The organism is Paenibacillus sp. D9 (genome assembly GCF_001188365.1).
GTDB classification, from domain to species: Bacteria; Bacillota; Bacilli; order Paenibacillales; family Paenibacillaceae; genus Paenibacillus_O; species Paenibacillus_O humicus.
In genome coordinates this window covers 1,223,159-1,249,506 of sequence record NZ_JZEJ01000001.1, presented here as the reverse complement: position 1 = coordinate 1,249,506, position 26,348 = coordinate 1,223,159, and the positions used below count along the sequence as shown (strand labels likewise).

Here is a 26,348-nt window from a genome sequence, read left to right as displayed (position 1 = left end):
ATTATGTTGAGATCTATGTATTCGGGCGTTTCCGGCATGCGGGGCTTCCAAACCAAGCTTGATGTCATCGGCAACAATATTGCGAACGTGAACACCGTCGGCTTCAAAGCGGGACGGGTCATGTTCCAGGATATTCTGAGCCAGACTGTCGCAGGAGCGACGCAGCCGGAAGACGGAGCGCGAGGCGGCAAAAACGCGCAGCAGATCGGTCTTGGCGTGACGGTGGCATCCATCGACACGGTGCACACGGCGGGCAGCGCCATGACGACCAACGTGCCGACGGATCTGCGCATCGACGGAGACGGATTTTTCGCCGTCCGTCCTGCGGGAATGGAGGACGGCTTCTACCTGACGCGTGCCGGCAATTTCTCGGTCGATGCCGCGGGACAGCTGGTCAACGCTGACGGCGCTCTCGTGCTGAGCTCCGACGGCGAACCGATTTCGCTGGCTGGAGTCAGCGCCTTCACGATCGGCAAAGACGGTTCGGTGACAGGTGTCAATGCAGACGGAACGACAGGAGATGTCATTGCCACCATAGGCGTCGTGAAAGTGACCAATCCGAACGGACTGGAAAAAATCGGCGGCAACCTTTACCGCTCTACGGTGAATTCCAATGCCGAGGAGCTGGCTATCGGAGCTCCCGGAGATCCGGAGACCGGAACAGGGAACATCGTGGCCGGCCAACTGGAGATGTCCAACGTCGACCTTACGAGCGAGTTCACGGAAATGATCGTTGCGCAGCGCGGTTTCCAGGCCAACTCCCGAATCATTACGACATCGGATGAAATTCTTCAAGAGCTCGTCAATCTGAAGAGATAATTGATCTAGCCCTGTAGAGTCTGGATCCGCCGGCCGAGCTCCGCTCGGCCGCATCGGTTCCGCCAACGGGCAGCCGCGGGAGGGTTCACATGATTGAAGTAACAAGGCTCAACGGCAGCAAGCTGATGATCAATGCCCTGCTGATCGAGCTCCTGGAAGAAACGCCGGATACGCTCGTGACGATGACCACCGGCAAAAAAATGGTCGTTGTGGAGTCGGCTGCCGTTCTGGCCGGGCGGATGACCGATTTCTACCGCTCCATCGGCCTCGCGGCTTCATCTCATAAGAGTGGATATACGGAGGAATAGGCGCTATGAAAAAAATGCTTCCCTGGCTGATCACGACGCTGCTGGCCATCTCGCTGATCGCTGTTGTGGCGGTCATCCTGTACAACTCGCTCCTGAAGGAGCCCGCAACGGCTTCGGGAGGGGATGCGGCCAAGACGACGGCGGCAGCCGCCAAGGTCAAGCCGCTTACGGCTGACGAACGGGTCGAGGTCACGTCAGAGCTCAAAGATATCAAGCGCAACCTGAAGGACGGCAACAAATTCCTGCTCGTGAGCTTCGCTTTCCAGCTGGACAAAAAGGCGACGAAGGAAGACTTCGACAAGATCAAGGATATCGTCGTGAAGCCGATCATCAACCGTACGCTTGCAGATACGGAAGCCCAGGCGCTGCAAGGCTCGGCCGGGCAGGATGCGCTCGAGGCCAAGCTGCTGAACCAAATCAATGAAGTTCTTCCCAAAGGCAAGCTGATCAAGGTTTCCATCACGGACTATACGTTGACGGAAATCTAGGACGGCCAAGTGAGATAAGCGAAGGAGGTGAGAGTGATGGTGGATGTGCTTTCCCAGAATGAGATCGACGCCCTGCTTGCCGCCTTGTCGTCAGGAGAGATGGATGCGGAGGAGCTGAAGAAGGAAGAAAGCCAGAAGAAGATCCGCGCGTACGATTTCAAGCGGGCAGTCCGTTTTTCCAAGGACCATATTCGAAGCTTGACCCGGATACATGAAAACTTCGCCCGATACTTGACGACTTATTTCTCGGCGCAGCTGAGAACGTTTGTGCAGATCAGCGTCGTGCAGGTGGAACAGCTGCCGTACGACGAATTCATCCGCTCGATTCCCAAAATGACCATTCTGAACATCTTTGAGGCGGAGCCGCTGGAAGGAAGGATGGTGCTTGAAGTCCATCCCAACGTGGCCTATTCCATGGTCGACAGGCTGCTTGGAGGCACAGGAACCGCTCCCGCCAAGATCGGGGCGCTCACGGAGATTGAAACCATGATCATGGAGAAAATCTTCAGCCGTGCCTTCGAAAGCCTGCAGGAAGCCTGGAAAACGGTGTACGACATTTCGCCGAGGCTGGATTCGCTGGAAACGAACCCGCAGTTCATGCAGATCGTTTCTCCCAACGAAACGATCGCTTTGATTTCATTGAGCACGAAAATCGGGGATACGACCGGCATGATCAACTTGTGCATTCCGCATGTGGTCATCGAGCCGATCATGCCGAGATTGTCCGTGCATCACTGGTTCGTATCCCAGAAGAAGTCGCGTGCCCCTGAAGAAGTGGAGATCCTGGAGCAGCGCGTACATAAAGCGAAGCTGCCGATCATAGCCGAGCTCGGAGAATCCTCCATTACGGTTAGAGAGTTCATGAGCCTTGCCGCAGGAGATGTCATTTCCTTGAAGAAGCCGGTCGGCGAAGGCTTGCATATCAAGGTTGGAGAAAAGCTGAAGTTCATCGGCAGCCCGGGGTCGGTCCGCGACCGCCTTGCCGTCCAGGTGGACGAGATCGTAAGCGAAGGAGCAGACGAAGATTATGACGAGTAAGGATTATTTGTCCCAGGAGGAGATCGATGCCCTGCTCCGGCAGAGCTCGGACGGTTATTCCGCCGCTCCTTCCGATACGGCAGGCGAGGCGCAGATCTCCCAATACCTGAGCTCCATCGAGCAGGATGCTCTGGGCGAGATCGGCAACATCACATTCGGAAGCGCGGCTACCGCGCTGTCCACCCTGCTGGGAAGAAAAGTGGATATCACGACTCCGCAGGTCGCCCTCATCAAGCGGGAAGACCTCGCCGACGAATTCCCCCGGCCTCATGTCGCGGTGTCGGTCAGCTATGTTGAAGGCTTTCAAGGCATCAATTCGCTCGTCATCAGGACAAAGGATGCCGGCGTCATCGCCGATCTGATGCTTGGCGGCGAAGGCGACGTCGGCCAGACGGAGCTCAATGACATCCATATCAGCGCCGTGCAGGAAGCGATGAACCAAATGATGGGTTCATCGGCGACATCGATGTCGACCATCTTCAACCGGATGGTCAACATCTCGCCTCCCGGGATCGATATCCTCGATGTGGAGCAAGGCGGAGGACTCGCCCAGCTGCCGCCGGATGACGTCTTCATCAAAGTCAGCTTCCGGCTGATGATCGGAGACTTGATCGATTCGACGATCATGCAGCTGCTGCCGGTCAACTTCGCCAAGCAGATGGTCGACACGCTGATGGGCGGAAGCGGGGATGAGGCCGCCGCAGCATCTGCCGCTCCATCGATTGAAGCGGCTTCAGCAGCCCCGCATTCGGAACCGCCGGCTCAGCAGCCCGTCCAGCAGCAGCCTGTCCACGAACAGCCCGTTCATCAACAGCCTGTGCAGCAGCAGCCTGTTTACGAACAGCCGGCGTATCAGCAGCCGATGGCCGACATGCACGCCGCGCCTGCTGTCCACAATCAAGGTCCGCAGACTTTCGGCGCTCCGGCAGGCCGCAACGTCAATGTCCAGCCGGTTCAATTTTCCGGTTTCCAGCCGGGATATCCTCAAGGAGACGAGAGCAATCTCGGCCTGCTCCTCGATATCCCGCTGAAAGTAACCGTAGAGCTTGGACGCACGCAAAAACAGATCAAGGATATTCTTGAGCTGTCGCAAGGCTCCATCATCGAGCTCGACAAGCTGGCAGGCGAGCCCGTAGACATTCTGGTGAACAACAAGCTGATTGCAAAAGGCGAAGTTGTCGTCATCGATGAGAATTTCGGGGTCCGGGTCACGGATATCGTGAGCCAGTGGGACCGCATGACCAAAATTCAATAAGTGCATCCAGGGAGGAAATGACAAATGGCAAACCGTATTCTGATCGTTGATGACGCTGCATTCATGCGAATGATGATTCGCGATATTCTGACTAAAAACGGGTACGAGGTCGTGGGCGAGGCTCAGGACGGATCGCAGGCGATTGAAAGATACAAGGAAGTCAAGCCGGATCTGATCACGATGGACATTACGATGCCGGAGATGGACGGCATTGCCGCCTTGAAGGAAATCAGGAAAATCGACCCGAACGTTAAAGTCATCATGTGCTCGGCCATGGGCCAGCAAGCGATGGTCATCGACGCCATTCAGGCCGGCGCGAAGGATTTCATCGTGAAGCCGTTCCAGGCTGACCGGGTCATCGAGGCCATCAAGAAGACGCTTGGGTAACGGAAATGCCATTGTTAGCCGGATTGGCGGCTCAGGCGGCCGCTCCTTCCGCTTCGCCGAAGCCTGATGGAACGATTGATTATGCCCTTCCTTCCGGCGGGAGCGAGGTGCCGCACTTCGCGAGCGGGGGCATGACGGGCAGCGTAGTCTGGGTGCTGGTTTCGCTTGCTCTTGTCATCGGATTGATCACCCTCCTTATTCGCTGGCTGTCCAAGCGAAGCCAGCTGATGGGGGGCGCAAGAGCTCTTGAACAGCTTGGAGGATTGACGCTCGGACCGAACAAGTCGATCCAGGTCATTGAAACAGCCGGCACCATCTATGTTGTCGGCGTCGGCGAGAATGTGACGCTTCTGGACCGGTTCCCGGCAGGGGAAGAAGCGGACAGCCTCCGCAGCCAGCTACTGGAGAAGCGCAATGCCTCAACCGGCGTTCCGCTGGGGGAGTGGATGCGGAGAATCCAAGGCAAGACAGGAGAAGGGAACCGGTCTGTTCAAGCTTCGGCCGACGGAGACAAGGAAGAGGCCAAGCGGTTCCAGAAGCTGCTGCATCAAAAGCTCGAGCAGCAATCCAGGCAGCAGGAAGAGCTTGAACAGCTGTTCCAGGAATCTAGAGACAGGGATCGGTTGAGGGACGAATGACTAGAAAACGTATGCTTTCGCTGATGACTGTCCTGGCCATGTCGCTCGCCTGGCAGAGCGCCGCTTACGCCGAGCCTCTGCCGGGCATCGATATCAACATTGGCGGGGATAGCGCCGGAGGAACGAGCGCTTTATCCATCGTATTGATGGTGACCGTTCTGACGGTTGCTCCTTCCTTCCTTATTCTTATGACCAGCTTTACCCGGATCGTCATCGTGCTTGGTTTCGTGCGTACTTCGCTCGGAACCCAGCAGATGCCTCCGAATCAGGTTCTGATCGGTCTGGCGTTGTTCCTGACGCTGTTCGTCATGTCTCCAACGCTGTCGCAAGTGAATGATACGGCTCTGCAGCCTTATATGAAGGGCGAGCTGACTCAGACGGAGGCGCTTGAAAAAGCGGCTGTGCCGATGAAGAAGTTCATGTTCCAGCATACGAGGGAAAAGGACCTGCTGCTGTTTCTGAACTACACCAAAGCGGAAAAGCCCAAAACCTATCAGGATATTCCGATTACGGTGCTGGTGCCGGCATACGCGATCAGCGAACTAAAGACAGCGTTCCAGATGGGATTCATGATCTTCATTCCCTTTTTGATTATCGACATGGTTGTTTCCAGTACGCTGATGGCGATGGGGATGATGATGCTGCCGCCGGTCATGATCTCGCTTCCTTTCAAAATTCTGCTGTTTGTCCTCGTAGACGGGTGGTATTTGGTCATCAAGTCGCTGCTGCTCAGCTTTAATCCGTCATGACCGCAGAAGAAGGAGGGGAATGCGATGAGTTCCAATTTCATCATCGGCCTGGCGGGCCAAGCGATGTTCGTCATGCTGAAAGCGAGCGCGCCCATGCTTATTCTCGGGCTTGTCGTCGGCCTGGCCGTCAGCATTTTTCAAGCGACGACCCAGATCCAGGAACAGACGCTGGCGTTCGTCCCCAAGATCGTCGCCGTATTGGCCGCGGTTCTGCTGTTCGGTCCGTGGATATTGAACACGCTGGTGGATTTCACCTACAACCTGCTGAACAACCTGCACAACTATATCGGGTAGGCAGAGGCTGATGGAACAATTTCTTAACGGTTTCCCTATTTTTTTGCTGATTTTTTGTCGAATGACCTCTTTTTTTGTAGTCGCGCCTGTCTTTTCCACTCGAACCGTGCCGGCGAGGCTCAAGATTGGCCTCGGTTTCGCCGTTTCGCTTCTTGTGTACTTCTCGTACGGAATCAAACAGACGGCCGCTGCCGATGCGGGCTTTATCCTGCTCATCATCCAGGAAATCCTGATCGGGCTCCTGCTTGGATTCATCGTCTACCTGTTTTTCACGGTCGTCCAGACGGCCGGCGCGTTCATCGATCTGCAGATGGGTCTCGCCATGTCGAACATCATCGATCCGCTGAGCGGAACCTCGGCGCCGATTACCGGCAATCTCAAGTATATGGTGCTGACGCTGCTGTTTCTGACGATGAACGGCCATCTGTATATGCTGCAGGCGCTGATGAACAGCTACAACTGGATGCCTCTCAAGCTGGGGCTGATGGAGCATGTCTCCAGCGGCTTGATCTCGGACTTTCTCGTCAGGGCGTTCTCCCAGTCTTTCCTGCTCGCCCTGCAGATCGCGGCGCCGATTGTCGTAGCCATGTTCCTGACGGATGTCGGTCTTGGCTTCCTGGCGCGGACGGCGCCTCAATACAACGTATTCGTCATCGGCGCCCCGCTCAAAATCATGCTCGGCATCCTGCTGCTGATGCTGCTGATGCCGTCTCTCGGCGTTCTGTTCGGGCATTTGTTCAGCCTGATGTTCGAGAAGCTCGGCGAGCTGTTCAACGCTGTCGGCAGCAAAGGCGGGACAGGCTCTTGAGGAGGGACACGGCCATGAGGCTCCGGTTCAAAGTCGACCTGCAGCTGTTCAACGGCGAGAAGACCGAAAAAGCGACGCCGAAGAAGCGCAGCGAAGCCCGCGACAAGGGCCAGATCGCCAAAACCCACGAGCTTCCCGGCGCTTTCATCATCCTGTTCGTCATTGGAAGCTTCCTCGTTCTCGGCGGGTATTACAAGGAACGGATCTACCGTATTTTCGGCAGCCTGTTCAACGACTGGCTCACTCTGGATCTGACCTCGGGCAACGTCATGTCGCTGTTCTATCACGTCATGATGGAGCTGCTCATGCTGCTGGCTCCGATTCTGCTGCTCGCTTTCGTGGCGGCTGCGGCATTCAACTACGTGCAGGTAGGCTTTCTGCTTACGGGGACGCCGCTCAAGCCCGACTTCAAGAAACTGAGCCCGATCAGCGGATTCAAGAACATCTTCTCGATGCGGTCGGTCGCGGAATTCTTCAAGAGCATCATCAAGCTGCTCGTAGTCGGAGTGGTCGTGTTCTACACGATCTGGGGAGAATGGGGACGCATTCTCATGCTGGGACATTCTCCCATCGAAGACATCTTCACGTTCACAGCCGGCCTGACCTTGAAGCTCGGTCTCGAATTCGCCTCGCTGATGATCGTCATCGCGGCGGCGGACTATTTCTATCAGAAATACGAGTATGAGAAAAATCTGCGAATGTCCAAGCAGGACATCAAGGATGAATACATCAAGAGCGAGGGCAATCCGCTCATCAAAGGGAAGATCAAGGAGCGGCAGCGGAAGATGGCGCTTCAGCGCATGATGCAGGAAGTGCCCAAGGCCGATGTCGTCATTACGAACCCGACCCACTTCGCCATCGCCATCCGTTACGACGGCACGCGCATGCAGGCTCCCGTCATTTTGGCGAAGGGAATGGATTACGTCGCCTTGAGGATCAAGGAAGTCGCGAAGGAGAACGGAGTCGTCACGATGGAGAACCGTCCGCTGGCGAGAGCCTTGTACGACAGGACGGAAATCGGGGACAGCATACCGCCGGATCTGTTCCAAGCGGTCGCGGAAGTGCTGGCCTATGTATACAAGCTGAAAGGCCGCAGCAAATCATCTTAATTCAGTAAGCGGAGGCATTCGTCATGAAACCGAGGGACCTGGCAATCTTGGTAGGGATTATCGGCATTGTCCTAATGATGGTCATCCCCATCCCTACTTTTCTGATGGACTTCCTGCTCGTAATCAACATATCGGTCGCTCTTATCATTCTCTTAATAGCGATGAATACAAAAGAAGCGCTGGATTTCTCCATCTTCCCGGCGCTCCTGTTGATTACGACCTTGTTCAGGCTCGCCCTCAACGTATCGACAACCCGCAACATCCTTGTCCATGCCCACGCGGGCGAGGTGGTCCAGACATTCGGAAACTGGGTTGCCGGAGGCCAGGTCGCCATCGGCTTTGTCGTGTTCCTGATCTTGGTTGTCGTGCAGTTCATCGTCATCACCAAAGGCTCCGAGAGGGTCGCGGAGGTTGCGGCAAGGTTCACGCTCGATGCCATGCCGGGCAAGCAGATGAGCATCGATGCGGATCTCAACGCAGGCATGATCAACGAGCAGCAGGCTCGGGCCCGCCGCTCCAAGATCGAGCGGGAAGCCGACTTCTACGGGTCGATGGACGGCGCGAGCAAATTCGTCAAGGGAGATGCGATCGCATCGATCATCATCCTCATCATCAACCTTCTCGGCGGCTTCATCATCGGGATGGCGGTGCATGGGATGGGCTTCACCGAAGCTCTCAACACGTATTCCATCCTGACGATCGGCGACGGTCTCGTCAGTCAGGTTCCGGCGCTGCTCATCTCTACCGCTGCCGGCCTGATTGTGACGAGAGCGGCTTCGGAAGGCAATCTGGCCCATGACCTGACCAGCCAGATTCTGCGGTATCCGCAGCTGCTGTTCGTCGTGGCCGGCACCATCGCCCTGCTGGGTCTGTTCACCCCTATCGGAATCATCCGCACGTTCCCGATCGCGGGACTGCTTGTCTACTTGGGGTGGAAGATGCAAGGCGAGCAAAGCCGAGCGATCGCAGAGCAGGAGCAGATGGTGGAGGAGAAGGAGATCGAGGAAGTGCGGAGTCCGGAAAGCGTCGTGAACCTGCTGCATGTGGATCCGATCGAATTCGAATTCGGCTACGGCCTCATCCCGCTCGCGGATACGCAGCAGGGCGGCGATCTTCTGGACCGGATCATCATGATCCGCCGCCAGTGCGCGCTCGAGCTCGGGCTTGTCGTTCCCGTGATTCGCATCCGAGACAACATCCAGCTTCGGCCGAACGAATACATCATCAAGATCAAAGGCAATACGGTCGCTCGCGGCGACCTGCTCCTGAATCATTATCTGGCGATGAGCCCGGGCTTCGAGGACGAATCCATCATCGGCATCGAGACGATGGAGCCGGCCTTCGGACTGCCGGCGTTATGGATCGACGAGGCGACCAAGGAAAGGGCCGAGATGTCGGGCTACACCGTCGTCGATCCGCCATCGGTCGTCGCCACCCATCTGACCGAGATCATCAAGCGCCATGCGCATGAGCTGCTCGGCAGGCAGGAGACCAAGGCGCTTATCGACAACATGCGGGAAGCCTACCCGGCGCTCGTGGAGGAACTCATTCCTTCCGTCATGACGATCGGGGATGTGCAGAAGGTGCTTGCCAAGCTGCTCAAAGAGAAAATCTCGATCCGGGACCTTGTCAGCATCTTCGAGACTTTGGCCGACCACGGGCTGTACTCGAAGGATACCGACATATTGACGGAGTACGCCCGCCAGGCGCTCTCCCGCCAGATTACGCAGCAGTACAGCGCAGGCGGCAACTCGATGCGGGTCATTACGGTCAGCCCGGCGCTGGAGAAGAAAATCGCCGAAGCCGTCCAGCAGTCCGAGCATGGCAGCTATCTGGCCATGGATCCGATCGCCACCCAGCAGATCTGCAATAAGGTGAGCGAGCAAGTCAATCGGCAGATCCAGTCCGGGCACCAGCCGGTCGTGCTTGCTTCGCCGACGATCCGCATGTATTTGCGGCAGATGATCGAACGGGTGATGGGTGACATTCCGGTGCTGTCCTACAGCGAGCTGGAGCCTTCCATTGAAGTTCAGAGCATAGGGACGGTGAGCTTGTGAGAGTGAAGCGCTACGTCGTGTCGTCCATGCCGGAGGCTATGGCGCTTATCCGAGGAGATTTGGGCAAGGATGCCGTCATCTTGAGCACGAAGGAAATCAAGACCGGAGGGTTCCTCGGCATGTTCGGCAAAAAAGGCATCGAGGTCGTTGCGGCGGCGGAAACCGTCAGCCCGCCGGCGCCATCCCCTGCATTTGCCGACACCCTCCAATCGTTGGCAGCAGCGGCCTCGAGGCAGTCGGCTTCGCCGGAGCCAGAGGCAGCGCCCAGGCAGCCGGCTGCGCTGTCTTCTACGGCAGCCCCGTCTGCTCCGGCTTCGCTTGCGGCGGCCAAGTACAAGTCGGTCGCTAAGCCTGCTGCCAGCCCGCCTGCATTTGCAGGCGAAGCTGCACCTGAGCCTGCTGTATCCGCCGGGAAGGCGGCCGCTTCCAACGGCTCCGCTGCCGCCGCCCCGGCAAGCGGCTTCCGCGAGCCTGCCTCTCAAGGAATGGAGCCGGATCTGCTCCGGGAAGTTCGCGACCTCAAAACCTGGATCCGCCAGCTGTCCGGCGCCCAGGCCGCCGAAACGGCGCCGGTCCATGTGTCCAGCCTGATGGAAAGGCTGGAAGCGCAGGAGGTCAAGGCCGCTTGGCGGGAAAGGCTTCTGGCCGACTTGCAGGCCAAGCCGGATTACAGTCTTCTAAGCGAAGATCCTCAAGCTCTTTGGGCGGCAGCCGCAGAGCATTTGCAAATGTGGCTGGAGCCATATATGGGAGAGAAACCGGCTGAGCATAGCCGGGTGCTGCATTTCGTCGGACCGACAGGCGTCGGCAAGACGACGACCATCGCGAAGCTGGCGGCGGATCTTACTTTGCGCCATCGCAAAGCTGTCGGCCTGATCACCGCGGATACGTACCGCATCGCCGCTGTCGACCAGCTTCGGACCTATGCGGATATATTGGGAATTCCGCTGGAAGTCGTCTTCTCCCCCGCGGAGGCGGCAAGGGCATTCCAGCAGCTGGAGCAGAAGGATGCCGTGCTCATGGATACGGCCGGCAGGAATTACCGCAGCGAGCTGCAGATCCACGAGGTCAACAGCCTGCTGAGAAGCAGCGAGGATGCGGATACGCTGCTGGTGCTCAGCCTGACCGCCCGCACGCCGGATATGGAAGCGGTAGCGCAGCCTTTCATCCGGCACGGGGTGGACAAGGTCATTTTCACCAAGCTGGATGAAACGACGGTGTACGGCGCGGCCTTCAATCTGATCATGGACCACGGGCTGAAGCCGGCTTATCTGGCCTTCGGCCAGACGGTTCCGGACGATCTCGAGCCGTTCCGGTCAGACCGTTATGTGAAGCTGCTTCTGGGGAACCAGCCGAATGAGTGACCAGGCCCAGGCGCTTCGCAACCTGATCAAGGAGCGGACGGGCGGGCAGATGGAAAAGAACGCGCGGCTGCTGACGGTGACGAGCGGGAAGGGCGGAGTCGGCAAGTCCAACTTCAGTCTGAATTTCGGACTCGCGCTGCAGTCTCTGGGCCGAAAAGTGCTCGTCATCGACGCGGATATCGGCATGGCCAATCTGGACGTGCTGATGGGCATTCCGGCGCCATACTCTCTCTATCATCTGTTCACCGGCGCCAAAAGCATCCGCGACATCATCCAGCTGGGACCGTCCGGGCTGCATTTCGTAGCCGGCGGGTCCGGATTCCGGGAGCTGCTTCATCTTACGGATCGGCAGCTTCAGGAAGCGGACGAGCAGCTCGGCATGCTCCAGGGAGAATATGACTTCATCCTGTTCGATACCGGAGCGGGATTGACACGGGAGTCGGAACGTTTCATCCAGGCGGCCCACGAAACCTTCGTCGTGACGACTCCCGAGCCGACATCCATCACGGATGCTTACGCGCTCGTCAAGATGGTTTCGGGAAGCATGCCGGATACGCGGTTCCGGGTAGTCGTCAATCGTGCCTTCGATGAGCAGGAAGGGCGCCATACGGCGGCCAAGATGGACATGGCGGCAGACCGCTTTCTCGGCATCCGCCTTCCTTACGGCGGCTACGTCGCGGACGACGGCAAGGTGGGCAAAGCGGTCCGTACGCAGAAGCCGTTTCTCATTGCTTATCCGGATTCGGACGCGGCAAGAAGCATCATGCAGATCGCCAGGCAATACCTCGATTTGCCGGCAGACAGTCTTCCTCATCGCAGCGTCAAAGGTATTCTACAGCAGTGGTTCAGTCGGAAACGTTAACCTTTGGCTTAGATGGGAGAGATGAGGAGATGGAGAAGTTCCGTATTTTGATCGTGGACGATTCCGCCTTCATGCGCGCCATAATTCGGGATTTGATCCTGAAGGACCCGGCTTTTGAGGTGGCCGGGACGGCGGCGACAGGCAAGGAAGCGCTGGAGGCCGCAAGGCTTCTCGCGCCCGATGCCATGACAATGGATCTGGAGATGCCCGAGATGAACGGACTCGAAGCTCTCGTGGCGGTCATGGAGAGCCGTCCGCTTCCGGTGATCATGTTCTCCGGCATCAGCGAGGAGCATACTTCGCTCACGATCGCCGCGCTGCAGCAGGGAGCATTCGATTTCATCCGCAAGCCTTCTCCGGCTTCGCCGCCAGGGGAGATTGAGACGATCGGACGCCTGCTGAGGGAGAAGCTGCATACCGCCCTTCAATTCCGAGGCCGGCTCATCCATCCTCGCCTTCCGGCGCGGGAGGCGGCAGGGAAGAAGGAGCTGCCTGCACGCAAGCAGGCAGGCGAAGCCGCCGGCCAGGCGAAGCCTGCATCCGCTCCAGGCCCGCGCAGCGCAGCCCGCGAGATGCCGGGCGAGACGCGCAAGACGCGGATTCCTCCCGTTGCGGATGCCAAGCGCAGATCAGCAAGTCCCAGCGAAGCTCCTCTCTCCAAGGAGCGGGCCGCACGGCCGGCTTCAGGCGCCTCGCGGCCTGCGAAGACGGGGCCGGCTTCCATTCCGCCTGTATCAGCCGAGGAATCGGCCCCCAAATCTCTGGCTTCCAGAGAAAAGTGGACGCAGATTGTCGCCATCGGCACATCGACCGGCGGCCCGCGAGCGCTCAGCGAAGTGATCGGCTCGCTGCCGGCAAGCTTGCCGGCTCCGGTGCTGGTCGTCCAGCATATGCCTCCCCGCTTCACGGCATCGCTGGCCAAACGGCTTGAAGCAGGCAGCATGATCGAGGTGACGGAAGCGGAGCAGGGCGAGCGCGTCCTTGCCGGCCGTGTCTACATCGCCCCCGGCGGAAGCCATATGGAGCTCGAGAAGGACGGATCCGGCTACCGGATCCGGCTGACCCAATCGCCGGCAGTCAGCGGGCACCGTCCTTCGGTGGACGTGCTGTTCCGCTCCATCGTTCCCTATGCGGAGCTGGAGCGCCATTGCGTTCTTCTTACCGGAATGGGCAGCGACGGAGCCAAAGGCATGCTGGAGCTCCGGGAGAGCGGTGCGGCCAGCACGATCACAGAGTCGGAGGAAACCTGCGTGGTGTACGGAATGCCTCGCAGCGCGGTTGAGCTCGGAGGCTCGCAGACGGTGCTGCCGCTTTTCCAAATTGCAGGAGAGCTTGCCCGGCGCTGCCGGTAGGGCAGGACAGCAAACTTAGTTCAGGAGGTGGACCTGTAATGGATATGAACGCTTATCTGTCTATGTTTATCGATGAATCCAATGATCATCTTCAAGCACTCAATGAAAATCTCCTGAAGCTCGAAAGCGATCCGGCCGACATCGGCATTGTCCAGATCATCTTCCGCTCGGCCCATACGCTGAAAGGAATGTCGGCGACGATGGGATTCGAGGATCTCGCTTCCCTCACCCACGAGATGGAGAATGTCCTCGATCTTGTCCGCAACGGCAAGCTGACGATGGACGCTTTCATCTTCGATGTGCTCTTCAAAGGGTTGGACGCTCTGGAGACGATGGTTGCCGACATTACGGCCGGAGGGGCCGGCAAAGCCGATGTCGCGGAGCTGCTGTCCTCCCTGAAATCCATCGTCGACGGCAGTTATCTGGCCAAGGACGCGGCGGCGGGAACTCAAGCCGCTGCCAAGAATGAGAACGGAGCCTCCGCCGATCTGGACGAATTCCAGCTGTCGGTGCTCAAGCAGTCGGTCGAAAGCGGGCTTAAAGCCGTGCGGCTCGATATCGAGCTGGAGGATTCCTGCGTGCTCAAGGCAGCGCGATCCTATATGGTCTTCAATTTCCTGGAACAGCACGGCGAAGTCATCAAATCGATTCCTTCGGTGACGGATCTCGAGCAGGAAAAGTTCGACAAGTCCTTCACCGTCATTCTCGTAACAGCCTCCGACGAGCAGGCCATTGCGGAAGGAGCCGGCAACATTTCCGAAATTGCCGCAGCCGCTGCCAGCCTTCTGGACGAAGCCGCTCTGGAAGCGCTGGCCCATCCTGAAATTCCTGAAGCCGTAAAAGCGGCGGAAGCAAGGACGGCGGACGTTCAAGCCGCGTCTTCCGCAGCCGCGGAAGCCAAGCGGCAGACGGCGGCTGCATCGGCTCCGGCTGCTCCGGCCGCATCGCGGACGATTCGGGTGGACATCGACCGGCTGGATTCGCTGATGAACCTGTTCAGCGAGCTGCTGATCGACCGGGTCCGGCTGGAGCAGCTCGCTTCCGAGATCGGGCGCACGGAGCTGAGCGAAACGGTCGAGCATCTATCCCGCATCAGCGGCGATCTGCAGAACATCGTGCTCAAGCTCCGCATGGTTCCGATCGATTCCGTCTTCAACCGGTTCCCCCGCATGGTGCGGGATCTGGCCAAAAACCTGAATAAAAAGGTTGATCTCGTCATCGTCGGCGCCGACACCGAGCTGGACCGGACGGTCATCGACGAGATCGGCGATCCTCTCGTCCATCTGCTCCGCAACTCCCTCGACCATGGCCTGGAAACGACGGATGGCCGCCTGGAAGCAGGCAAGCCGGAGACCGGCACGATATTCCTGCGGGCTTATCATAGCGGCAACCACGTCTTTATCGAGGTGGAGGAAGACGGAAGGGGCATCAATTCCGAGAAGGTCAAGGCCAAGGCTGTCGAGAACGGGGTGCTCAGCGCGCAGGAAGCGGCGCGGATGACACAGGACGAAATCAACAACCTGATCTTCGCGCCCGGCTTCAGCACGGCGGATACGATCTCGGACATTTCGGGACGCGGGGTCGGACTCGACGTCGTCCGCTCGAAAATCCTTTCCTTGGGCGGCAACGTATCGGTCGAATCCAAGGCCGGCATCGGCTCCAAATTCAGCATCCAGCTCCCGCTCACGTTGTCGATCATCACCGCGATGCTGATCAAGCTCGGCTCGGAGAAATACGCCATTCCGCTTTCTTCCATCGTGGAGACCGGCATTCTCAGCCGGGACAGCATCCTGAACGTGCATGGCAGCCGGATGATTACATACCGCAATGCGGTCATTCCGCTCGTATCTCTCGGCAGTGTGCTTGAAACAGCCGACTTCAACGAAGAAGAAGAGCTGGAGAGCGAGTATCTTGTCATCCGCAAAGGCGACAAATGGGCGGCAGTCATCGTGGACGACTTCATCGGCCAGAGCGAGATCGTGCTGAAGTCGATGGGCGGTTATCTCGGCCAGATTCCGGCCGTATCCGGAGCGACCATTCTCGGCGATGGCCAGGTCGCCCTCATCATCGATCCGAACGCCCTGTTCAAATAATCTATCGGAGGAGGCAAACGGATATGGGAGAAGAACTGAAAGTAATCGTGTTTGCGCTGGGAGAAGAAGAATACGGCATCGAGGTCGATAAAGTGAAGACGGTGGAAAGGCTCATGCCGGTCACTCGCGTGCCCAAGACGCCTGCCTTCGTGAAGGGAGTCGTCAACCTGCGCGGCGTCGTCGTTCCGGTCATCGATCTTCGGGGCCGCTTCGGGCTGGAGGAGACGGAATCGACGGACCAGACCCGCATCATCATCGTGCGCTCCGGAGAGCTGGAGGTCGGATTCGTCGTCGATCGCGCCAACGACGTGACGGACATCAACACCGACAACATCGACCTTCCGCCTGAAGTCGTCGGCGGCATCCAGGCCAAGTATTTGCGCGGAATCGCCAAGACGCCTCAGGGCAGGCTTCTCGTCATGCTCAACCTGTCGGAAGTGCTGAACAAGAACGAAATCGTGCAGCTGGAGCAAATGGAGGCTTGACCGATTTGAGCACACTCGACAAGCTGGCCGACTTCGAACTGGATGTCCTGAAGGAAGTCGGCAACATCGGCTCCGGCAACGCGGCAACGGCTCTGTCCACTTTGCTGAACAAGCCGGTCGACATGGCCGTGCCGAAGGTGAGCCTGGTGCCGTTCGAGGAGGTGGCGGAACGGGCCGGAGGCGCCGAGGAGCTGGTCATGGCGGTGTTTCTCCGCGTGGAAGGCGAGGCTCCCGGCAATCTGTTCTTTCTGATGAATCCGGTCGCGGCCAAGAAGATGCTCCGCAGGCTTGCGGCGATGGAGGTCGAAGAGGATCTCGAATACTCGGATATGGAATTGTCCGCCATCGGAGAGATCGGCAATATTCTCGCAGGCTCCTATTTATCTTCGCTGGCCGATCTCACCAAGCTGAGCCTGGCGCCCAGCGTACCTGCCGTCGCGATGGACATGGCGGGAGCCGTTCTCGTGTACGGGCTTATGCAATACGGAGAAATGGGCGACACAGCGCTGCTGATCGAGACCAAATTTCTTGACGGAGGGGAAGTTCTGGATGGCCAGTTCTTCCTGATTCCGGACCCGGAATCGTTCTCCACTATCTTCCGCTCGCTAGGAGTGCCGCTCGAATGATCCAGCAGCAAGTCGTGAAAGTCGGAATGGCCGATCTCAATATCGCTCTCGACGGCAGCGCCATCCGTACGACGGGACTCGGCTCCTGCGTCGGGCTGACGTTGTACGATGCAGAGAAGAGGATCGGCGGAATGGCCCATGTCATGCTCCCGAATTCCTCGATCGCCAGGGAAGCGGATTTCAACCGGGCCAAATACGCCGACACCGCTCTTCCCTTGTTGATTGAAGAAATGCAGAAGGCGGGTGCCCGCCTTGGCCGTCTGTCGGCCAAGATGGCCGGCGGCGCCCAAATGTTCGCGGCCTTGTCGGCCAATGATTCGCTGCGGATCGGCCCCCGCAATGTGGAAAGCTGCACGGCCGTCCTTGCCAGCTACGGCATTCCCATCCTCGCCGAGGATACGGGCGGCAGCTACGGCAGAACGATCGAGCTGGATTCGGGCACGGGCATCCTGCATGTCCGCTCCGTCCAGCAGGGCACAAAGGAGTTGTAGGCGTGATAGGTACATGGCGCATCAATGCATGGTCGGCGGCGCTCGGAGCGGTCCTGACGGCGGCGATCAACCTGGGACGCAATCCGATCGACGCCGCGGCGACCCGGGCTCTGGCGGCTGCCGCGGCCTTCTGGGCGATCGGTTACGCATTGCGGGTTCTGCTGAAGCAGACCGTCCCTCAGCCCGACCGGGAAGTCGGGGAGGAAGCGGCAGCCGGGCAGCATCTGGACCTTTCCGCGAATGGGGAGGATTTGAACGAGCTGCTCCTTCAAGGCCTGCGGCCGCCTGCCGGAGGATCGAGGCAGCCGGACGGCTCCGAAGGCGTGGACGCCTCCTCGGCTCCGGAGCAGCAGAACAGCGGCTTCCAGCCGCTGCAGCCGGCCCGGCTGAAATCGGTTCCTTCCGGCATGGAGCCGGACGAGCTTGCACAGGCTGTCCGTCATATTAGCAGAGAAGAAGAGCAGTAGCATTAGGCTGCAGGCATGCATCCTAACGGCTGGAATAACCGCGAGGTGAATCCTGAAGGAGGCTTGGAAGCCATGACAGAGCCGAAAGCGCCTCATTTGTCCAACATGGCGATGTGGGAGAAATGGAAGGAAGAGCAGGATATAGACGCGAAGAAGGCTCTGATTGAGCAGTATTTGCCGCTGGTCGATTACGTGACGAACCGAATGGCGATCGGCCTGCCCAAAAATGTATCCAAAGACGATCTTGCGAGCAACGGCGCGATGGGGCTGATTGACGCGATCGATAAATTCGATTACAAACGAGGCCTTCAATTCGAAACCTACGCTTCCTGGCGCATCAGGGGGGCCATCATCGACGGCCTCCGGCAAGGCGACTGGGTCCCCCGTTCGGTCCGCGAAAAGGCCAAGCGAATAGAGGAAGCCTATCAGCATCTGGAGCAGCAGTATTTGCGGTCCGTGTCCGATGCTGAAATCAGCACTTATCTTCAAGTATCGGAAAGGGAGTTCACGACGATGCTGCAGGAAATCGCCGTCACGACGGTCTGTTCCCTTGAGGATCCGATCCGCGAGGAGGAGAGCGAGACAAGAATGTCCTTGCTGGTGGACGAGAAAGCGAAAAATCCGGACCATAAAGTGCATGAATTTTTCCTCAAGGAATCCCTCGTGAAAGGAATCGAGCGATTGACGGAAAAAGAACGGATCGTCGTCTCTCTCTTCTATTATGAAGAGCTTTCCTTGAGCGAGATCGCCGAAGTCATGTCCCTGTCCCCCTCTCGCATCTCTCAGCTTCATTCCAAGGCGATCCTTCGCCTGAGAGGAGCGCTTTCCAAGCAGAAAGATCAACTGATGCAGAACTCCTGAAGGAGGAAAAGCGATGAACCAGCAGCTTGATTTGGAATCTTATCTCAAAGTAAGCCTGTCGCCTGACCGAATGACCGGTTACATTCATTTTCAACGCTGCGACGACGACTTTTCCGTTACGGCTCAAGAACTGGAGCGGCTTGTCCGGCAGGCCGGAATCTCCTATGGCATCCTGCCGGAAGCCCTGCAAGCGATCGCCGGCGATCCCGCGGCATGCAGCGTCAAGGAAACGGTCGTGGCCAAGGGGCTGCCTGCCAGGCAGGGCACAGATGCCCGCGTCATGTTTGCAATCGACTTGAGCGACGGCTTCAAGCCGGAGGAGAACGATAGCGGCAAGGTGGATTTCAAGGAAGTCAACCGCATCCGCAACGTGCAGCGCGGGCAGCTGGTCGCGCGCAAAATAGAGCCGGGCGACGGAGAAGCCGGCATAAATGTTGCCGGCGAGCCGGTTGCGGGCAAGCGGGGCCGCGATATGCGCCTTAAGGTCGGCAAAAATGTGGTGTGCAATCCGGAGCGCACGATGGTGTATGCCGCGCTCGACGGGGTGTTCACGCTGACCGGCAGCGAAACCATCAACGTGTTCCCGGTCTACGAGGTCAATGGAGACGTGGATTATCGAACGGGCAATATCGACTTCGTCGGCACCGTCGTCATTCGCGGCAACGTGCTGAACGGCTTCAAAGTAAGGGCTGCCGGCGATATCCGGGTCGTCGGGGGCGTGGAAGGCGCTGAGCTTGAGTCGGACGGATCGATCGAGATTACGGGCGGCATCATGGCCGGAAACAAAGGAAGCATCAAGTGCGGCAAGTCGCTCCGCTGCTCATTTGTTCAGGATGGAACCGTATCGGCGGGCGAGGATGTCCAGGTCAGCCAGAGCATCATGCACTCCCAGGTGAAAGCGGGCGAGAATGTCATTTGCCTTGGAGCGAAGGGGCTGATCGTCGGCGGATCCGTTCAAGCCGGCGAAGCGGTCAAGGCCCGGACGATCGGCAACGGGATGTCGACGGCGACTTCCATAGAAGTCGGCGTCAGGCCGGAACTGCGGCAGGAACTGCTCCATCTCCGCAAACTAATGAAAACGCACGGAGAAGCGCTCGATAAAACGGAGAAGGCACTCGCTCTTCTCGACCAGCTGGCTGCTACCGGCCAGATTTCTCCGGATAAGCTCGCGCTGCGAATCAAGCTCGGAGCGACCAAAAAGCAGACATCGGCCGAGCTGGACGAAGTCCGCGACCGGGTGCTGGAGATCGAGCGTTCGCTGGAGGATTCCAGCACGGCACGGGTCGAGGTGTCCGGAACCGTATATGGAGGGACGCGGATCGTAATCGGAAGGTATACCCGTTTCATCAAGGATCCCGCCTCTCGTGTCAGCTTCCGCTACATCGACGGGGAAATCACGATGGGCTCCATCGTGTAGGCGGCGCTGATGACGTATCGACCGGTCGACCTGCAGGTTTCCGTTCCGAAAGTTCATGAGGCAGGAACCCAGCAAGGCTATTACCAGAGCCGTCTTACCGCAGAGGCCCGCTCTCAGGAGCAGGACACGGCCAAGCGGAGCGAAAAGAACCGCAGCAGTCCGACAGAAGTGGAAACGAAGGGAAATCTGCGCACGGGCAAGGACAGCTCCGGGAACAGAGCCGGCCGTGACAAGGCGGCAAGGAATCCGGCTGGCGGCAAAGAGGATGGAGCGCAGGCAGAAGGGGTCCATCCGTTCAAGGGAAAGCATGTGGACTTCAGCTTGTAGCTGAAGCCCGGCAGCAAGGAGGACAGATCGTAGATGCAGCCATGGCAGTATATCGTTTTGCTGGGGGCGGTCGTCCTCGTATGGGCGTTTGCGGCGCCCCGCCGAGGAAAGAAGCCTTCAGCGGAGAGCGTATCCCGCGACAGCGGGCTTGAGCAGATGGAGAACGCGCTGGAGCAGTTCATGGAAAATATGGAAGAAAGCAATCGGAGCCTCGGCGAGCTGGTCAAGTCCTCCAGAGAGCAGGAACAGGCCGAGGCGAGGCTGAGGGAGCAGCGCATCGAGGAGCTGGAGAAGCAGTGCAGGCTGCTTCAGGAAGCGATCTCAGCCGGCGCCGGCTCCGCTCAGGCGGCACGACAGGAGGAGGCTGCCGGAGCTGCGCCTATGCAAGGGGAGGAAGCAGGCCGGCCTCTGCAAGCGCCGGAATCCATCCGGGCTCGCTTCAAGCAGCTGTTCGACTTGGAGCAGCAGGGGAGATCCGTGGACCAGATCGCCAAGGAGCTCGGCATCCATAAAGGAGAGGTGCTGCTTATCCAGCAGCTTGCAAGGCAGGAGGAATCGGTAAATGCGAGGTAAGAGGTCGTTTTGGATCGGACTGGGCGTCGGCATGATGGCCGGGGCTCTTTTGCTTCAATTGATGAATGCCGGCCAAGCGCAGTCGGCGACTTGGGCGGGCGTCGAATCCGGCGCATCGGATTCGGGCAGCGGCGAGGAGCGCGCGGTTTATACGCAAGAGGATGCCGATCTGCTCGTAAAAGCCGCCGTCGAGAAAGCTCTGCGGGAACGGGAAACAGAGAGCGGCCCCGAAGGCGCTTCTCCGGAAAGCGGCAATCAGCCGGCCGCGTCCCCGTCCAAGCCTGCATCGGGTACTGCCGGCGCTTCTTCGAGCCCAGGCCCGTCTCCGAGTCCGGCGGCTAAACCTTCTCCCGCCAAGCAGGACTCCTCGTCAACGAAGGCAGCGAAAAGCGGCGCGAACGGGAAAGCGGTCATCGTGAGAATTCCGCCGAATTCGGATTTGACCTCGGTCGGAAAGCTGCTGGAAAGCAGCGGAGTCGTCGAACAAGGCGAAGATTTCGTAGCCTACATGCAGAAGGGCGGCTCACCGGGCACGGTCCGGGCCGGCTATTTTTCGTTCAAGGGATCGCAGGATCTCGCCGCCGTGAAAAAAATCGTGACGGGCCAGCCTATGGACCCTGACGAGGCGAAAAAGAGAATCGGCTCCGGCGGCTAGCAGGCCATGACGGCCCGCCTGCAAAAGCAAGCATGGAAGGTTGCAAGAGGGCAGGCAGTATGCTATAGTAATTGACGGTGTTAAAAACACACGCCGGTTAATTTTGACAAGGGTGCTTCCCTATGGGGAGTCTTGCCGGAAGATGACATCGGCGGAGGACACAAATAAAAACCAATCAGGAGGTGTTGAGGATGGCAGTGATCTCCATGAAACAGCTGCTCGAGGCTGGTGTGCACTTCGGTCACCAAACTCGCCGCTGGAACCCTAAAATGGATCGCTATATCTTCACGGAACGTAACGGAATCTACATTATCGACCTGCAAAAAACAGTCAAGAAAGTGGAAGAGGCTTATAACTTCGTCCGCTCCGTGGCTGAAGACGGCGGTACGATTCTGTTCGTAGGTACCAAGAAACAAGCCCAGGACTCTGTGAAGGAAGAAGCAGAGCGTTGCGGCAACTACTACATCAACCAACGCTGGCTCGGCGGCACGCTGACCAACTTCTCCACGATCCAAAAACGGATCGACCGTCTCCGTCAACTGGAGAAATGGGAAGAGGACGGCACGTTCGAAGTCCTGCCTAAAAAAGAAGTCATCATTCTTCGCAAAGAAAAAGACCGTCTTCAAAAGTTCCTCGGCGGCATCAAAGGCATGCGCAAGCTGCCTAGCGCGCTGTTCATCATCGATCCGCGCAAAGAACGCATCGCCGTGGCTGAAGCCCGCAAGCTGGGCATTCCAATCGTCGGCATCGTAGACACCAACTGCGATCCGGACGAGATCGACTATGTCATTCCGGGCAACGACGACGCTATCCGCGCTGTCAAGCTGCTTACGGGCAAAATGGCTGATGCGATCGTAGAAGCCAACCAAGGCGAGCAAACAACCGCGTAAGGAACGGCTTAAGCTGTTCTGAGCAGGTTATCAGGATGAAGACAACAAAGGGTGGTTAGAAGGTGAAAGCCTCCTCGCCGCCCTTTTTTTGAGAGTATACACGAACATAACGCCTGACAAAGGCAATCAGGAGGAATAAATCATGGCGGTCAACGCAAGCGCAGTCAAAGAACTCCGTGAAAAAACGGGTGCAGGAATGCTCGATTGCAAAAAAGCATTGGAAGAAGCAAACGGCGATCTGACGAAAGCAGCCGAGCTGCTTCGTGAAAAAGGCCTCGCAGCCGCTGCCAACAAAGCCGGCCGCGTAGCTACGGAAGGCGTCGTTGAATCCTACATCCACGCCGGCGGCCGTATCGGCGTTCTCGTTGAAATCAACTGCGAGACGGACTTTGTTGCCAAAACGGATCAATTCCGCGAATTCTGCAGGGACATCGCGATGCAAATCGCAGCTGTAGGCGCCAAATATGTTCGCCGTGAAGAAGTCGATCCGGCTGAACTGGAAAAAGAGCGCGAAATCCTTAAAGCCCAAGCCCTCAACGAAGGCAAGCCTGCCCATATCGTCGAGAAAATGGTTGAAGGCCGCCTGAGCAAATACTATGAGGAGTTCTGCCTCATGGAGCAAGCTTTCATTAAAGATCCGGACAAGACGATCACAACGCTGCTGAACGAAAAAATCAGCACGATCGGCGAGAACATCTCCATCCGCCGCTTCGCTCGTTTCGAGCTCGGCGAAGGTCTGGAGAAAAAAGTCGACAACTTCGTTGAAGAAGTCATGGCGCAAGCCAAACTGTAAGTCGTCTCCAGGCGTTCCGTGTCCGCACGGAACGCTTTGATCAACCGAACGCAGCAGGCGGGGCGGGGCGTCCGCCCCGCCTCTTGCTTTGTCCGCGGACAAGGCTGAAGGAAAGCAAATCTGGGTATTACATGGGGGTATTGACGTTGGAGAATCCCGTCTACAAACGGATCGTCCTGAAGGTCAGCGGTGAATCGCTATCGGGGCAGGCTGGCTATGGCATCGAGGCAGAGATCATTTCGTCCATCGCGCAGCAAATCAAGGAAGTCGTGGAGCTTGGCGTCGAAGTGGCTATCGTAGTCGGAGGAGGGAATATCTGGCGCGGTATCGCAGGCACCGCCAAAGGAATCGACCGCGCGACAGCGGATTACATGGGCATGCTGGCTACAGTGATGAATTCGCTGGCTCTGCAGGATGCGCTTGAATCCATCGATGTACCGACCCGTGTCCAGACCTCGATCGCCATGCAGCAAATCGCAGAGCCGTATATCCGCCGCCGCGCGATCCGCCATCTCGAGAAGGGGCGCGTCGTCATCTTCGCGGCCGGAACCGGCAATCCGTTCTTCTCTACGGATACGACGGCTGCGCTCCGCGCGGCTGAAATCGAAGCCGAGGTCATTCTGATGGCCAAGAACAAAGTGGACGGGGTTTATTCCGCCGATCCGTTCAAGGACGAAACCGCAGAGAAGTTCGATCAGCTGTCTTACCTCGATGTGCTCAACCGCAATCTTGGCGTCATGGATTCTACATCCACTTCGCTCTGCATGGACAACAATATTCCGCTCGTCGTATTCGCCATAACGATTCCAGGCAATATTAAGCGGGTCATCCTGGGAGAGAAAATCGGAACGATCGTGAAAGGAAGTGCACAATAAGATGCCGCAAGGAATCAAAGCAGACGCATCCGAAAGAATGGAAAAGGCCATCGGAGCCTTGAAACGAGATCTCGGCACGCTTCGTGCCGGCCGTGCGAACCCGGCTCTGCTGGACCGCATTCAAGTCGAGTATTACGGGGCATTAACTCCCCTCAACCAATTGGCGAACATCAATACGCCGGATTCCCGCACGCTGTTCATTCAGCCTTGGGACAAATCGTCGCTCAGCGATATCGAGAGAGCGATCATGAAATCGGATATCGGCATGACTCCGTCCAACGACGGGTCTTCGATTCGGATCGTCGTGCCGATGCTGACCGAAGAGCGTCGCTCAGAGCTCGTCAAAATGACGAAAAAATTCGGCGAGGAAGCGAAAATCGCCATCCGCAACATCCGCCGCGATGCCAACGATGCGATCAAGAAGCTGGAAAAAACGGAAATTTCCGAAGACGAGTCCAAGCGCCATCAGGAAGATATTCAGAAAACGACGGACAAGTTCGTCGCTGAAGTCGACAAGGTGCTTGCGGTTAAAGAAAAAGACATCATGGAAGTTTAGGCCGGGAATGCCGGCACAGATCAGATCCAAGCCCCTCCGACAGGTGGGGTTTGCCTGCATCATGGCTCCTACGAGGAGCCTGCCAGCCTAAAGTCATTGCCGGCGGGGAGGAATCAGGATGATTGAGCGGTTATGGTCGAAGCGCGGCAAGGCATCTCCGCAGGTGGCGGACCCCACGAGCCTGGACAATATTCCGGAACATGTGGCCATCATAATGGACGGCAACGGAAGATGGGCCCAAAACCGGGGATTGCCGCGGATTGCCGGCCATCACTCGGGCATGAAAGCGGTCAAGAAGGTGACGATGGCCGCCGACCGGGCCGGAGTCAAATATTTGACCTTGTATGCTTTTTCGACCGAGAACTGGAAGAGGCCCAAGACAGAGGTCGATTTTTTGATGCGGCTTCCGCAGGAGTTTCTTGCGCTTGAGCTTGAAGAGCTCATCGAGAACAATGTTCAGGTCCGAATGATGGGCTACCGGGGCAATTTGCCGGACTTCACTTTGGCGGCGCTCGACGAAGCGATTGAAAAAACAAAAGCCAATACCGGATTGGTTCTCAACTTTGCCTTGAATTACGGAAGCCGCTCCGAAATGCTGGATGCGGTCAAATCGTTGGCGGAGGATGTGAGAAACGGCGGTCTGGAGCCGGGAGACATCACGGAAGAGATGATGGCGAAGCGCCTTCTCAGCAGCGGCTTGCCGGATCCTGACCTGCTCATCCGAACGAGCGGAGAGCTTCGTCTAAGCAACTTCATGCTCTGGCAGATGGCTTACAGCGAACTGTGGTTCACCGATGTTTATTGGCCGGCGTTCACGGAAGAATTGTTCCAGGAAGCCATTGCGGAATATCAGCGGCGAGCAAGGCGATTCGGCGGCATTTAACGATCCGCTTTTGAAAGAGGACCTTACCCATGAAACAACGCATCGTTACCGGAGCTTTGGCGGGAGCCTTGTTCCTGCTTCTGCTGGTCGTTGGGGGCCAAAGTTATAACGTGCTGCTGCTGCTTCTTGCCCTCATCGGCTTTTACGAATATGTTCGCTTGAACGGATTTCGTCCCCTGCACCCGGCCGGGCTGGTCGGCTATGCCGGGATGCTTTTTTTTCTGCTTCCTTGGGAGAAGATGGGACTCGACATGCCGATGGACGGGTATGCCGTATGGATTCTGATGTTCCTGCTGCTCGCGGTGACCGTCGTGAGCAAGAACGAGACGACGCTTGACGGAGCCGCCTTGCTGCTGCTCGGAGCTCTCTATGTCGGTTATGGTTTCGGTTCCATGCTTCAAGTCCGGGCGTTCCATGAACACGGCCTTTTCTTGTCCTTCCTCTGTTTCGGCTGCATATGGGCTTCCGATATCGGAGCCTACTTCATCGGCAAAGCGATCGGAAGGACGAAGCTGTGGCCGGCAATCAGCCCCAACAAAACGATCGAAGGGTCGCTTGGCGGCGTACTGGCCTCCATCGCCGTCGCAGCGGTGTTCCACTTCGCCGCTCCGGAATGGATCGGTCTCGGCCATGCGGTCTCGATCGGCCTGGTGGCGGCAGTAGCCGGGCAGTTCGGAGACCTGATCCAGTCGGCATACAAGCGTCTTCGCGGCGTGAAGGACAGCGGGCGCCTGCTGCCGGGCCACGGCGGGGTGCTCGACCGCTGCGACAGCTGGATTATCGTGTTCCCGCTTCTTGTGCTTACGGGCCTCGTTCCCGTCTGACAGC

31 protein-coding genes are annotated in these 26,348 nt (G+C 57.9%); all 31 read left to right on the top strand.

Annotated features, from left to right (window positions below):
- The first annotated feature begins 3 nt into the window (after positions 1–3).
- Positions 4–819 (top strand): flagellar basal body rod protein FlgG, encoded by an 816-nt coding sequence (flgG, locus tag VE23_RS05815; RefSeq protein WP_048745249.1) that lies wholly within the window; start codon positions 4–6, stop codon positions 817–819.
- An 89-nt stretch (positions 820–908) separates the two neighbouring features.
- Entirely contained in the window at positions 909–1,127 is a 219-nt protein-coding gene (locus VE23_RS05810) for a flagellar FlbD family protein (protein WP_021879168.1), read from the top strand.
- A 5-nt stretch (positions 1,128–1,132) separates the two neighbouring features.
- Positions 1,133–1,615, top strand: coding sequence for a flagellar basal body-associated FliL family protein (locus VE23_RS05805; protein WP_021879167.1), 483 nt, complete (start codon positions 1,133–1,135; stop codon positions 1,613–1,615).
- 36 nt (positions 1,616–1,651) lie between these two features.
- A complete protein-coding gene (gene fliM / locus VE23_RS05800) occupies positions 1,652–2,653 on the top strand; it encodes a flagellar motor switch protein FliM (protein WP_048745248.1) in 1,002 nt (333 codons plus the stop codon).
- Positions 2,643–3,908 (top strand): flagellar motor switch phosphatase FliY, encoded by a 1,266-nt coding sequence (gene fliY / locus VE23_RS05795; RefSeq protein WP_048745247.1) that lies wholly within the window; start codon positions 2,643–2,645, stop codon positions 3,906–3,908. The genes fliM and fliY overlap by 11 nt, the downstream gene beginning before the upstream one ends.
- Positions 3,909–3,932: 24 nt before the next feature.
- A complete protein-coding gene (locus VE23_RS05790) occupies positions 3,933–4,295 on the top strand; it encodes a response regulator (RefSeq protein WP_021879164.1) in 363 nt (120 codons plus the stop codon).
- A gap of 5 nt (positions 4,296–4,300) precedes the next feature.
- Positions 4,301–4,933 (top strand): FliO/MopB family protein, encoded by a 633-nt coding sequence (locus tag VE23_RS05785; RefSeq protein ID WP_084781319.1) that lies wholly within the window; start codon positions 4,301–4,303, stop codon positions 4,931–4,933.
- 23 nt (positions 4,934–4,956) lie between these two features.
- Entirely contained in the window at positions 4,957–5,682 is a 726-nt protein-coding gene (gene fliP / locus VE23_RS05780; RefSeq protein WP_373864538.1) for a flagellar type III secretion system pore protein FliP, read from the top strand.
- 24 nt (positions 5,683–5,706) lie between these two features.
- The gene (gene fliQ, locus VE23_RS05775; protein ID WP_021879160.1) at positions 5,707–5,976 is read left to right on the top strand and encodes a flagellar biosynthesis protein FliQ; all 270 of its coding nucleotides are present in this window, start codon (positions 5,707–5,709) and stop codon (positions 5,974–5,976) included.
- Between the two features lie 10 nt (positions 5,977–5,986).
- Positions 5,987–6,784 carry a flagellar biosynthetic protein FliR gene (gene fliR / locus VE23_RS05770; RefSeq protein ID WP_048745245.1) on the top strand — a complete coding sequence of 266 codons (798 nt, stop codon included), beginning with the start codon at positions 5,987–5,989 and terminating at the stop codon, positions 6,782–6,784.
- Between the two features lie 14 nt (positions 6,785–6,798).
- Complete coding sequence (flhB, locus tag VE23_RS05765) at positions 6,799–7,893, top strand: flagellar biosynthesis protein FlhB (protein ID WP_048745244.1); 1,095 nt, start codon at positions 6,799–6,801, stop codon at positions 7,891–7,893.
- A 23-nt stretch (positions 7,894–7,916) separates the two neighbouring features.
- Complete coding sequence (gene flhA, locus VE23_RS05760; protein ID WP_021879157.1) at positions 7,917–9,950, top strand: flagellar biosynthesis protein FlhA; 2,034 nt, start codon at positions 7,917–7,919, stop codon at positions 9,948–9,950.
- The gene (gene flhF, locus VE23_RS05755; RefSeq protein ID WP_069202431.1) at positions 9,947–11,314 is read left to right on the top strand and encodes a flagellar biosynthesis protein FlhF; all 1,368 of its coding nucleotides are present in this window, start codon (positions 9,947–9,949) and stop codon (positions 11,312–11,314) included. Before flhA ends, flhF begins: the two co-directional genes overlap by 4 nt.
- The gene (locus tag VE23_RS05750) at positions 11,307–12,176 is read left to right on the top strand and encodes a MinD/ParA family protein (RefSeq protein ID WP_021879155.1); all 870 of its coding nucleotides are present in this window, start codon (positions 11,307–11,309) and stop codon (positions 12,174–12,176) included. Before flhF ends, VE23_RS05750 begins: the two co-directional genes overlap by 8 nt.
- 29 nt (positions 12,177–12,205) lie before the next feature.
- Entirely contained in the window at positions 12,206–13,528 is a 1,323-nt protein-coding gene (locus VE23_RS05745) for a protein-glutamate methylesterase/protein-glutamine glutaminase (RefSeq protein WP_049867537.1), read from the top strand.
- Positions 13,529–13,566: 38 nt separating this feature from the next.
- Positions 13,567–15,621 (top strand): chemotaxis protein CheA, encoded by a 2,055-nt coding sequence (locus VE23_RS05740; protein WP_048750065.1) that lies wholly within the window; start codon positions 13,567–13,569, stop codon positions 15,619–15,621.
- Between the two features lie 23 nt (positions 15,622–15,644).
- Complete coding sequence (locus VE23_RS05735) at positions 15,645–16,106, top strand: chemotaxis protein CheW (RefSeq protein WP_048750064.1); 462 nt, start codon at positions 15,645–15,647, stop codon at positions 16,104–16,106.
- Positions 16,107–16,111: 5 nt separating this feature from the next.
- Positions 16,112–16,732 (top strand): chemotaxis protein CheC, encoded by a 621-nt coding sequence (locus VE23_RS05730; RefSeq protein ID WP_048750058.1) that lies wholly within the window; start codon positions 16,112–16,114, stop codon positions 16,730–16,732.
- Positions 16,729–17,223 carry a chemotaxis protein CheD gene (locus VE23_RS05725; RefSeq protein WP_048750056.1) on the top strand — a complete coding sequence of 165 codons (495 nt, stop codon included), beginning with the start codon at positions 16,729–16,731 and terminating at the stop codon, positions 17,221–17,223. Before VE23_RS05730 ends, VE23_RS05725 begins: the two co-directional genes overlap by 4 nt.
- Before the next feature lie 2 nt (positions 17,224–17,225).
- On the top strand, positions 17,226–17,690 hold the full coding sequence (locus tag VE23_RS05720) for a hypothetical protein (RefSeq protein WP_021879151.1): 465 nt from the start codon (positions 17,226–17,228) through the stop codon (positions 17,688–17,690).
- Positions 17,691–17,762: 72 nt separating this feature from the next.
- Positions 17,763–18,551, top strand: coding sequence for a FliA/WhiG family RNA polymerase sigma factor (locus tag VE23_RS05715; protein ID WP_048747526.1), 789 nt, complete (start codon positions 17,763–17,765; stop codon positions 18,549–18,551).
- Between the two features lie 13 nt (positions 18,552–18,564).
- A complete protein-coding gene (locus VE23_RS05710) occupies positions 18,565–19,968 on the top strand; it encodes a DUF342 domain-containing protein (protein ID WP_048747529.1) in 1,404 nt (467 codons plus the stop codon).
- A gap of 9 nt (positions 19,969–19,977) precedes the next feature.
- Complete coding sequence (locus VE23_RS05705) at positions 19,978–20,295, top strand: hypothetical protein (protein ID WP_049867536.1); 318 nt, start codon at positions 19,978–19,980, stop codon at positions 20,293–20,295.
- Positions 20,296–20,328: 33 nt separating this feature from the next.
- Positions 20,329–20,868 (top strand): hypothetical protein, encoded by a 540-nt coding sequence (locus tag VE23_RS05700; protein WP_048747531.1) that lies wholly within the window; start codon positions 20,329–20,331, stop codon positions 20,866–20,868.
- On the top strand, positions 20,858–21,523 hold the full coding sequence (locus VE23_RS05695) for a hypothetical protein (protein WP_049867535.1): 666 nt from the start codon (positions 20,858–20,860) through the stop codon (positions 21,521–21,523). The genes VE23_RS05700 and VE23_RS05695 overlap by 11 nt, the downstream gene beginning before the upstream one ends.
- Before the next feature lie 191 nt (positions 21,524–21,714).
- Positions 21,715–22,413: a 30S ribosomal protein S2 gene (gene rpsB, locus VE23_RS05690; protein ID WP_048747535.1), complete on the top strand. Its 699-nt coding sequence runs from the start codon at positions 21,715–21,717 to the stop codon at positions 22,411–22,413.
- Between the two features lie 142 nt (positions 22,414–22,555).
- Complete coding sequence (gene tsf / locus VE23_RS05685; RefSeq protein WP_048747537.1) at positions 22,556–23,206, top strand: translation elongation factor Ts; 651 nt, start codon at positions 22,556–22,558, stop codon at positions 23,204–23,206.
- Between the two features lie 146 nt (positions 23,207–23,352).
- A complete protein-coding gene (gene pyrH, locus VE23_RS05680) occupies positions 23,353–24,081 on the top strand; it encodes a UMP kinase (RefSeq protein ID WP_048747540.1) in 729 nt (242 codons plus the stop codon).
- A gap of 1 nt (position 24,082) precedes the next feature.
- Positions 24,083–24,637, top strand: coding sequence for a ribosome recycling factor (gene frr / locus VE23_RS05675; RefSeq protein ID WP_048747542.1), 555 nt, complete (start codon positions 24,083–24,085; stop codon positions 24,635–24,637).
- 118 nt (positions 24,638–24,755) lie between these two features.
- The gene (locus VE23_RS05670) at positions 24,756–25,520 is read left to right on the top strand and encodes an isoprenyl transferase (RefSeq protein ID WP_049867534.1); all 765 of its coding nucleotides are present in this window, start codon (positions 24,756–24,758) and stop codon (positions 25,518–25,520) included.
- Between the two features lie 29 nt (positions 25,521–25,549).
- Complete coding sequence (locus VE23_RS05665) at positions 25,550–26,344, top strand: phosphatidate cytidylyltransferase (protein WP_021879649.1); 795 nt, start codon at positions 25,550–25,552, stop codon at positions 26,342–26,344.
- Positions 26,345–26,348: the final 4 nt, after the last annotated feature.

Excerpts from the sequence above, each read along its gene's own strand:
- flgG (WP_048745249.1), top strand. The coding sequence starts at position 4 with ATGTTGAGATCTATGTATTCGGGCGTTTCCGGCATGCGGGGCTTCCAA.
- VE23_RS05810 (WP_021879168.1), top strand. The coding sequence starts at position 909 with ATGATTGAAGTAACAAGGCTCAACGGCAGCAAGCTGATGATCAATGCC.
- VE23_RS05805 (WP_021879167.1), top strand. The coding sequence starts at position 1,133 with ATGAAAAAAATGCTTCCCTGGCTGATCACGACGCTGCTGGCCATCTCG.
- fliM (WP_048745248.1), top strand. The coding sequence starts at position 1,652 with ATGGTGGATGTGCTTTCCCAGAATGAGATCGACGCCCTGCTTGCCGCC.
- fliY (WP_048745247.1), top strand. The coding sequence starts at position 2,643 with ATGACGAGTAAGGATTATTTGTCCCAGGAGGAGATCGATGCCCTGCTC.
- VE23_RS05790 (WP_021879164.1), top strand. The coding sequence starts at position 3,933 with ATGGCAAACCGTATTCTGATCGTTGATGACGCTGCATTCATGCGAATG.
- VE23_RS05785 (WP_084781319.1), top strand. The coding sequence starts at position 4,301 with ATGCCATTGTTAGCCGGATTGGCGGCTCAGGCGGCCGCTCCTTCCGCT.
- fliP (WP_373864538.1), top strand. The coding sequence starts at position 4,957 with ATGACTGTCCTGGCCATGTCGCTCGCCTGGCAGAGCGCCGCTTACGCC.
- fliQ (WP_021879160.1), top strand. The coding sequence starts at position 5,707 with ATGAGTTCCAATTTCATCATCGGCCTGGCGGGCCAAGCGATGTTCGTC.
- fliR (WP_048745245.1), top strand. The coding sequence starts at position 5,987 with ATGGAACAATTTCTTAACGGTTTCCCTATTTTTTTGCTGATTTTTTGT.
- flhB (WP_048745244.1), top strand. The coding sequence starts at position 6,799 with ATGAGGCTCCGGTTCAAAGTCGACCTGCAGCTGTTCAACGGCGAGAAG.
- flhA (WP_021879157.1), top strand. The coding sequence starts at position 7,917 with ATGAAACCGAGGGACCTGGCAATCTTGGTAGGGATTATCGGCATTGTC.
- VE23_RS05750 (WP_021879155.1), top strand. The coding sequence starts at position 11,307 with ATGAGTGACCAGGCCCAGGCGCTTCGCAACCTGATCAAGGAGCGGACG.
- VE23_RS05745 (WP_049867537.1), top strand. The coding sequence starts at position 12,206 with ATGGAGAAGTTCCGTATTTTGATCGTGGACGATTCCGCCTTCATGCGC.
- VE23_RS05740 (WP_048750065.1), top strand. The coding sequence starts at position 13,567 with ATGGATATGAACGCTTATCTGTCTATGTTTATCGATGAATCCAATGAT.
- VE23_RS05735 (WP_048750064.1), top strand. The coding sequence starts at position 15,645 with ATGGGAGAAGAACTGAAAGTAATCGTGTTTGCGCTGGGAGAAGAAGAA.
- VE23_RS05725 (WP_048750056.1), top strand. The coding sequence starts at position 16,729 with ATGATCCAGCAGCAAGTCGTGAAAGTCGGAATGGCCGATCTCAATATC.
- VE23_RS05715 (WP_048747526.1), top strand. The coding sequence starts at position 17,763 with ATGACAGAGCCGAAAGCGCCTCATTTGTCCAACATGGCGATGTGGGAG.
- VE23_RS05710 (WP_048747529.1), top strand. The coding sequence starts at position 18,565 with ATGAACCAGCAGCTTGATTTGGAATCTTATCTCAAAGTAAGCCTGTCG.
- VE23_RS05705 (WP_049867536.1), top strand. The coding sequence starts at position 19,978 with ATGACGTATCGACCGGTCGACCTGCAGGTTTCCGTTCCGAAAGTTCAT.
- VE23_RS05700 (WP_048747531.1), top strand. The coding sequence starts at position 20,329 with ATGCAGCCATGGCAGTATATCGTTTTGCTGGGGGCGGTCGTCCTCGTA.
- VE23_RS05695 (WP_049867535.1), top strand. The coding sequence starts at position 20,858 with ATGCGAGGTAAGAGGTCGTTTTGGATCGGACTGGGCGTCGGCATGATG.
- rpsB (WP_048747535.1), top strand. The coding sequence starts at position 21,715 with ATGGCAGTGATCTCCATGAAACAGCTGCTCGAGGCTGGTGTGCACTTC.
- tsf (WP_048747537.1), top strand. The coding sequence starts at position 22,556 with ATGGCGGTCAACGCAAGCGCAGTCAAAGAACTCCGTGAAAAAACGGGT.
- frr (WP_048747542.1), top strand. The coding sequence starts at position 24,083 with ATGCCGCAAGGAATCAAAGCAGACGCATCCGAAAGAATGGAAAAGGCC.
- VE23_RS05670 (WP_049867534.1), top strand. The coding sequence starts at position 24,756 with ATGATTGAGCGGTTATGGTCGAAGCGCGGCAAGGCATCTCCGCAGGTG.
- VE23_RS05665 (WP_021879649.1), top strand. The coding sequence starts at position 25,550 with ATGAAACAACGCATCGTTACCGGAGCTTTGGCGGGAGCCTTGTTCCTG.